At 55.0% G+C, this 8082-nt stretch carries 7 protein-coding genes; all 7 read right to left on the bottom strand.

What is annotated here, in order from left to right; translation table 11 throughout:
* The coding region (locus AB7E65_RS10710; RefSeq protein WP_428745871.1) for a hypothetical protein at window positions 1-455 on the bottom strand (455 nt) is incomplete at its 3' end.
* Window positions 456-471: 16 nt separating this feature from the next.
* Window positions 472-1851, bottom strand: a complete 1380-nt coding sequence (locus tag AB7E65_RS10705; protein WP_320361092.1) for a hypothetical protein — start codon at window positions 1849-1851, stop codon at window positions 472-474.
* Window positions 1848-2324, bottom strand: coding sequence for a hypothetical protein (locus AB7E65_RS10700; RefSeq protein WP_072287660.1), 477 nt, complete (start codon window positions 2322-2324; stop codon window positions 1848-1850). Before AB7E65_RS10700 ends, AB7E65_RS10705 begins: the two co-directional genes overlap by 4 nt.
* Before the next feature lie 9 nt (window positions 2325-2333).
* A complete protein-coding gene (locus tag AB7E65_RS10695) occupies window positions 2334-3011 on the bottom strand; it encodes a MotA/TolQ/ExbB proton channel family protein (RefSeq protein WP_428745870.1) in 678 nt (225 codons plus the stop codon).
* A 47-nt stretch (window positions 3012-3058) separates the two neighbouring features.
* Window positions 3059-3601: a hypothetical protein gene (locus tag AB7E65_RS10690; RefSeq protein ID WP_428745869.1), complete on the bottom strand. Its 543-nt coding sequence runs from the start codon at window positions 3599-3601 to the stop codon at window positions 3059-3061.
* Between the two features lie 208 nt (window positions 3602-3809).
* Window positions 3810-5954 (bottom strand): carboxy terminal-processing peptidase, encoded by a 2145-nt coding sequence (locus AB7E65_RS10685; protein WP_428745868.1) that lies wholly within the window; start codon window positions 5952-5954, stop codon window positions 3810-3812.
* A gap of 511 nt (window positions 5955-6465) precedes the next feature.
* Window positions 6466-8082: FAD-dependent oxidoreductase (locus AB7E65_RS10680; RefSeq protein WP_428745867.1), on the bottom strand; the 1617-nt coding region annotated here is incomplete at its 5' end.

The raw sequence follows: 8082 nt of genomic DNA, 5'->3' as shown, positions 1-8082 counted from the left end.
TGGCGGCTGTCTTTAGCCGTCATGTCCCGGTAGGCGGCAATCAGATGCTTCCAGAAAACAACTTCACCCCTGGGTTGTTTTTCGGGATAGACGGACAGTACCATTTCGGCATTGTCCAGATGCACCGTATCGTCGCTGGCCAGATAGAGACAGAATTCCGCCAGGGCGAGACGATAGTAATCGGCCAGGGGTTTTGCCGTGAGCAGAGCGTCCTGCCGCAGACGCCCGTCGGGCCCCGTGCCGGTCGTGAGGCTGTCCAACAGGCCATCTCGGTAACTTTTCAGATCTTGACCGTGCTCCCTGCCTTTTTCCTGTAACAGGCCTTGCAGGTCGCTTTTTGGGTACCAACTGAAACGGTAGGCAACATCCAGCAGGTTTCCCCACTGCGTTGCGCCGGCCATGGCTGGCAGCAACAACAGCACTCCGACAACGATTGCAGATTTGATTGATTTCATTGAGCTAGCCTCGCTACTAAGGATTTACGCATCGGATGGCCGCGCGAAGAGCGTCGCATCGATCGACAAAATTATCGGGATTATATACATCGACTTGCAGGGTATAACCGTTTTCAGGATGTTTGAAAAAGAACACCATATTTCGGACAGCACAGCGTCCATCGGTGTCCAGGGCGGTCGCCAGGGATGCCTTGAGATTGAATTCCGCATCGGGATCGATACAGGCCTTGAGCTGATTCAGGCTGATCATGCGCGCCGGATCATAATGACCGTCGCCGACACCATCAAACTTCAGCCCGCTCGAAGCATTCCCGTCACCCGCGGGGGCAACAGACGAAACTGCGTTCCCTCCGGGCAATCCGGAAGCCGCCCCCAGGCCGGCAAGCACCGGGATATCGACATCCTTGCCGCCACCCATAGTACCGATCCTTGAACTCGCATTGCGGGATGCTCCCGAAGGCAATCCTTCAAATCCGGATGACGGCGCTACATTTGCCCTTCCCCCCCCTCGAATGCCGGAATGCGAGCCGAGGGATATGTCATCGGCATGGCCACGGGGCGCAAAGGAGCTTGAACTGCCGCTGCCCCTGAGAGTTTGAGAAGAACGCGTCATGCTGAAATTGCGGGTGGCCATGGCGGTTTGAGGAAGATCGACCTCCGTGGTGTTACCGGCAGATAAACGCGCCCGGCGTGAAACGGGCATGGCCGAAGACTTTGCTGGTGAATCTCCCCGATATCGCTCACCCACATCGGTGGATGCAACGAGCGGCCCTTGGCGAGACGTCATTTCAAAACGGGTGGCGGGCTGCGAAGACGGCATGGGCCCCGCAGCAACGGCGGCGTCGCGATAGGAACGGACCACTTTTTCAGGACCGGGCAGAACCGGCTCCCGGGACACCTTTCTCGGTATGATGTTCACCTTGGGGGGCGCGGAAAGAGCGACTTTGCGGGGCGGCACCACGGCCTTCGGCGGTGGGGCAACCTGTGGCACGGGCGGAGTCGCGGCCAGCACACGGTCGCGACTTACCGGCGGAGGCACAGGCGCATCGGGAGCGCGCTCCTGCGGAGCCACGGGCATCTCGGGCACTCTGGCGAGGATCTCGACGGAGGGCTGCGGGATCGGTTCGGCAACAGGCAGATAAAAACTGGCCCAGGCCATAAAAAGAATCATGGCGAGCGCCCCTCCGATCACCCCGGCAAGTTGCCCAAGGGGAAAATCACGCCTTGCCAACTCAACCCATATAGACCAGAACCCCGTTGCCGATCCCGGGCTGCGACGCTCGACCGGCGCGGCGGCTGCGTTGTTTCTGCGATCGGCAAAAACATCCAGCGTGGCACGCGGTTGGGGGATGTTGCACACTCCCCATCCATAGAGACTTTCCTTCAGAATCATCATGGCAACGCGTCTTCCTCGTCAGGATCGACCTGCACGATGGTTCGACTTCCGTTCGTCCAGACTTTGGCGATAACACCGGCGGCATAAAGAAAATCCTGACTCAGAGAGTTCTTTTCAGGCAGAAGAATCGGCCGCAAATTGCGTTGTTTGAGGGCCTCGATGGCCGGCAGCAGCTCTTCGCGGGTCAGCACCTTTACATCCTGGGCGGAAGCGCTCTTGCCAACCCCTGCCCTGACAAGACGATACGGGACAGGACGTTGGTCAGACACCGCATACACCTGCAACTCCCAGAGTTCCCGAACATTTGCCAGGGGGGCCATCTGCTCGTGTTCCGGCACACTGGGCACATCCATTTCCGCCAGTTTAATGGTGATATTGTCCGGTGCGCTTGGAATCAGGCTCAGGCTGATCAAAAGCAGAAACGCCAGATCGGTGAAGGAAAAGAGCCAGGTATGACCGTTTTTCATTTTCATGACAGCCACCTAGCCCCGGTCGCCAGGAACATCATCCGCCAAAAGAGTTATGGCAGACAGACCTTCATCGATGCGCCGATGCGCCAGGGCATAAAATACTTTGCGCAGGAATTCCAGAAAGGTAAAACAGATCAGAGCAATAAAGGTGGTATAAAGAGCCGTCGCAATGCCGGCTACGGTTATTTCCGTATTGAGGGTTCCGGAATTTGCGAGAAAGTGCACGACCATGCCGATAATGGTGCCGATGAACCCCATGGGCGGCATCAGATTGGCCATCATCGCCACGGGCTCGAGAAATTTTTCCTCAAAATAGCGTTCACTGAACTGAAACGCCGCATCGCGGATAAAGGCATCGGGGGGGATAACCTTGTCCACGGTGCCGCGTTGCTGTTCCTGCTCGTAATGTAATTTGGTGCGGACAAAAAATGAAGCGGCGAGCAACGCCAGCGGCATCTTTATGTCGGCTGTCAAATGATGCAGGGAACGCCGGCTTTTCACTTTGCTGAAATCATAGAAGGAAAGCGCCCTGAAGGATTGATAGGATTTGACCAGGGCAAAACCGAAAATACTGGCCATTATCAAATACACCAGAATCTGCAACAGGCCGGAATAGCTGTTGATAGTATAGGTAAGCACATCGATGATGCCATTGGATACGACGTTAAAAATACTCTCTTGGCCTGCCATAAAAATCACCTCTAAAAGAATTCTCGATTGATCCAAACCCAGTGATATCAGGGCGCGAACAATTTGGCTTCAAGCTTGGAAGCGCCCTCGGCCAGACGGGAGAAACCCATTTCCGTCGGATCGATGACCGCATTCTGAATGGCAGGATCCGTTTTATAGCGCTTGTTGAAGATCCGCAGAAGGCCGCGGGCGCGACTGTCCTGCCCTGTTTCCTCATAGGCATAAGCACTCAGAAGATTGACTTTCGCTACTTCGAGGCGCGTTTCCACATGCTCGCGGGCCTCCTCGTCCTGAATGACGGGCATCGCGTAAACTTCAATGTACTTCTGAACTTCACAACGGAATTCCTGGCCTTCGCAGGGGGATTGCGCCTCTTGCGGAGTCAGTCTCCTGTGGGTGTCCAGTTCCTTGGCGGTAAGACGAAAAACCTTGAGATTCTGCCTGACGTTTTTCAGATAGGCTTTTTTCTGGGGCACGCTCATGTGCCCGAGAATCGGCTCCTGGGGCCAATCGGCCTTATTGCAGGCACAGCACCCGGAAAGTGCGGCGGCGAGGACGGTTACAGTCAGATAAAGGGTAATTTTTCTCATGCATGCCTCCTTGAAAATTTCACATATGACAGAAGTAAATCAGATTCCCTCGATATTTCCACTTTAAGCCTGCAGAAAATCTGTCGCCGGCCGATCCACGCAGGCGCGACCCGGCCGGTATCCATTTCATATCATCAAGCCAAGCAATAATCAGACCACCCGGGCGTTACACCAGTAACGTCGACATCTCTTCAGCGACATGAAAGCATCATCGGGAAGACAGGGCACCAGCCAAGGTACAATCGTGCCCGGCAAGCTGGTTGCGCAGATCGCCGAGCACCGCGATACTCTCCTGAACGTACAGATCCTGCGCGACCTTCTCTTCAAGATGCTTTCCGGAAAAATGTTCGAGCGGGGCCTCCACCTCATGGTCCGCCGTTTCGGCTTCAAGCCCACGCTCCTGCAACGCCGTTCGTTCCCGAAGAACGCTGTTGAGATTGAGCGAGCGCAAGGTCGCCCTGCTCCGCTGTGCATTGCGCCGGGTTTCAGCGACAACGGCATCGAAACGGTGCCCTTTTTCGACCCGCTGAGCGCTTAAATGGCGGAGCGTGGCAACCTCGGGAGCCTGGGCCCAGCGTTTGAAGGAGACCCGCCGGGTCGTATCCCAGGGCAGTGCATACTCGATGAACTTTTCCCCTGTTTCCAGAAACGCCAGGCGGTCCGGCAACTGGATATCCGGCACCACCCCCTTCACCTGGGTGGATCCGCCGCTGATACGGTAGAATTTCTGCACAGTCACCTTCAAGGCCCCAAGAGGCGCAAGCTTTTGCAGGGGACCATAGGCCAATGGCTGATCCATATCAAAAATGGCCTGAACGGTGCCTTTACCGTGGGTCCCGCCGCCGCCGACGATAACCCCACGGCCATAATCCTGAATGGCGCCCGCGAGAATTTCCGAAGCCGAAGCACTGAAGCGATTGACCAGCACCACAAGCGGCCCGCCGTAAACGATACCGGGGTCCTCGTCTTCATAAACCCGCACCTCCCCTTCACTGTCCTTGACCTGCACCACGGGACCCTTGGGTATAAAAAGACCTGCAATGTCAATGGCATCCGACAGGGACCCGCCGCCATTGTCACGCAAATCCAGAACCAGTCCATCGATCCCCTTTTTAACCAGGAGCTGAAGTTCCCTGCGCACGTCATCGGTAACGTTGCGGGCGGACTGGCCGTCGCGGGTTTCGGAAAAGTCGCGATAGAACGAAGGAATGCGCAAGTAACCATAGTGTTTTCCGGTTTTACCCGGGACGGGAAGCGTCGTGCTCTTGGCAAATCCTTCTTCGATTTCCACGACATCACGGACAAGGCGGATAATCTGTTCCCGTCCGGTCGGCTTGCGAACGGTGAGGCGAACCACCGTGCCCTTTTTGCCGCGTATCAGACGCACCGCGTCGCGCAACCGTGTTTCCGTGACGTCCACCGGTTCCCGGTCACCCTCTCCGACTTTAAGAATGATATCCTCCGCCGCGAGTTGTCCCTGTCTGGCGGCGGGACTGCCCGGGATGATCTCAACCACCCGGATGAATCCATCGTCCTCCCGCAGGGTGGCGCCGATGCCTTCCAGCGAACCCTTCATGTAGATTTCAAAATCCTCGAGGGCATCGGGTGCCAGATAGGCCGAGTGGGGGTCGTAAGCGCGGACATAAGCATTGAGAAAACGTTCGAAATGATCCTGCTCGGTTTCTTCCAGTAGCCTGCCCAGAAGATGATGGGTGCTTCGCCGCACCTTCTGAACGGCTTCATTCAGAAGGATCTTATCGACCTTCCCTTCGTTCGCAGCCGTATTTTTTCCAGATCCAGTGCGCTCTTCCAGAAATTGTACGTAGCGCATCAATACCTGATATTTCAGGATTTTTTCCCAGCGTCTCTTAAGATCGACAGAATTTTTAGCGTAATCGATTTTCTCAGGGTCTGTTTCAATTTGATCTTTTTTGTTGAAATCAAATTTTTTATTTAAAAGATCGTCAATCATATTCATGACGAAATTAACTCTTATCCTCAGAAGACGAGCACCGGTTTTATGAAGCTCAAGATTTCCACGTACTATATCATCGTCGATCCTGTTGCGGTACAAGGACAGCTGCTGAATATCCGATTCCAACAGAAACCTTTTCTGAAAATCAAGCTGCTGAATGTAAAGATCGAAGGCCGCCTGAGAAATTTTGTCATCCAGGGGTTTATGGCTGAAATGATTGACAGTCATCTGCTGCCGGATCAAATGGGTTAAAAGCTTGCCTCTCAAATGACCGGCATCGGGAGAAATCTGCTGGGATGCCAGGCCTGACCAGGACATGGTGACAGCAAACAACAGCACAGCCGCAAGCAGACAAAACCAGGATTTTTTATATTTCATTCTTTTTCCTCTTCCGGAAAAGCCAAACGATGGAAACAACCCCATGACAGATAATTACTTCCCATGATGCAACGCCTTGAAATATCATCAAAATTTCGGCGAAACCGACGCATCATGGCAGGCAGGCACTATGAAAAATCCCCACGGGACAACCACGCCCTATCCGACAACCGGCCTGGACACGGCATGGTTTTTATCTTTGCAACATACCATACATCGCATGCCCCGTGGAGTGCAACCGACCAGTTCTGCATATAACACGCCGGTACCCGTTGCAAGCAAGGGGAGTCGTTATGAACATGGGGGGGGAATGGTTCTGATCGGAACAGGGGCCGGCTCAAATAATATCGGAGAAAGGAAAGACAGAAACGCTCATCCGCTGCACTCAGGCCGCGATATATTCAGGTGGGCATCCCCGGCCAGGTGCGATGGAATCGGGCAGCGGCCGCTGCGGACAGCCGCTGCCCAGGGCAACTTGCATCATCCGGAGTTGCTTCCGGACGGACATTCACTATTTTTCGCGGCCGAAAGGCCAGGCCATAACGCCCCCTTCCAGCACTTTGACATTGCGCCAACCCACGGACTCCAGCACCAGGGCCGCCTCGTAGCCACGCAGGGAGATCTTGCAGAAACAAACGATTTCCCTGTCTCTGTCTTCCGGTAAATCCTCGAACCGATGCCTGAGCTCGCCTATGGGAATCAGGGTTTCTCCAATGCCGATGCGCACGGCCTCGAACTCATCGGGAGTCCGCACGTCGAGGATAAAAGGATCTTTACCGGCATCCAGGTTTTTTTTCAGTTCAATTGGAGACATGCTCTTCAATCGGCCCTTGAGCTTGTTTTCCATCAAATGCGCGGTGGCGATGAAATGGTCGATCGGCAATGAAAACGGCGGCGCATACGGCAAATCCGCATTGACGACATCGGCGACGGTCAGTTTCCCATGCAGAGCCATGGCGGCCGTCGCGATCTGTTTGGCAACATCGCCGGGTCCAACGCACTGGACCCCGAGAATTTTGCCTGTATTTCCATCAACCACCATCTTGGATATCAGAAGCTTGGCGCCCATGAATTCGGGCTTGTCCAGGCTGGCATTGATGACCGTGACCACATTTTCATACCCTTCCTGGCGGGCTCGCAATTCGGACAAGCCGGTCGAACCGGCTGAAAAATCGAAAACCTTACAGATGCCGGTATGCAATGTCCCGGGAAACGTGACCTGATTGCCCAACACCGCATTTTCACCGGCCACGCGCCCCTCCAGATTGGCCAGGTCGCCAAACGGAGCGCGGGTTTTCTTGCCGGTGATGCGATGCACGAGTTCAACGCAATCGCCAACCGCATAGATATGCGGGTCGGATGTCTGCATAAATTCATCGACAGCAATGCCGCCGGTCTGTCCGATATCCAGACCGGCATCTCGCGCCAGGTCGGTATTGGGAATGACGCCAATGGCAAGTACCGCCAGGTGACAGGGCAGTTCAGTGCCGTTCTCGAGTTTTACGCCGGTCAGTTGGCCATTCTCCCCGACAAACCCCGCAACCTTGACATCGGTGATGACGTTGGCGGCATTACTGCGGACATGGTTTTCAAGGATCTTGGCCAGTTCCCAATCGAGAAACATCAGAATCTGGGGCAACATCTCGATGACGGTTATATCGATGCCGGACAACTGCAGGGCTTCACAGGTTTCGATGCCGATGAGACCTCCGCCGATAACCACGGCCTTGGTAATGGACTTGTCGTCCCGAATCCTTCTCAGAAAATCGGCGTCTTTCATCGATTGCAAGGTGGTCACGCCGACAAGATCGACTCCCGGGATCGGAGGCTTTCGCGGTCTGGCTCCGGTGGCGAGAATCAGCTTGTCGTAGGGCACATCATCCAGATCGCCACTGTGCAGATCGCGACAGCGAACCGTGCGACCTTCCCGATCAATAGACACGGCTTCGGTCAAGGTGCGGGCCTTCACGCCCTTGGTGTGAACGAAAAAATGCGGGTCCCGAACTTCTCCGTACGGCGTGCTCAGCAAGGCGTTACGGTTATCGAAAACCCCGCCCACATAGTAAGGGTAACCGCAGGAAGCCATGGACATTTCCGGCGCTTTTTGAATGATTGTGACTTCGGCATC

Source organism: Syntrophotalea sp., from assembly GCF_050253115.1.
GTDB classification, from domain to species: Bacteria; Desulfobacterota; Desulfuromonadia; order Desulfuromonadales; family Syntrophotaleaceae; genus Syntrophotalea; species Syntrophotalea acetylenica.
This window is presented reverse-complemented; position numbering and strand designations above follow the sequence as displayed.

What these genes read in the sequence shown, in the direction of transcription:
- AB7E65_RS10695 (WP_428745870.1), bottom strand. Translation starts at nt 3,011, where the DNA reads ATGGCAGGCCAAGAGAGTATTTTTAACGTCGTATCCAATGGCATCATC.
- AB7E65_RS10700 (WP_072287660.1), bottom strand. Translation starts at nt 2,324, where the DNA reads ATGAAAATGAAAAACGGTCATACCTGGCTCTTTTCCTTCACCGATCTG.
- AB7E65_RS10690 (WP_428745869.1), bottom strand. Translation starts at nt 3,601, where the DNA reads ATGAGAAAAATTACCCTTTATCTGACTGTAACCGTCCTCGCCGCCGCA.
- AB7E65_RS10685 (WP_428745868.1), bottom strand. Translation starts at nt 5,954, where the DNA reads ATGAAATATAAAAAATCCTGGTTTTGTCTGCTTGCGGCTGTGCTGTTG.
- AB7E65_RS10705 (WP_320361092.1), bottom strand. Translation starts at nt 1,851, where the DNA reads ATGATGATTCTGAAGGAAAGTCTCTATGGATGGGGAGTGTGCAACATC.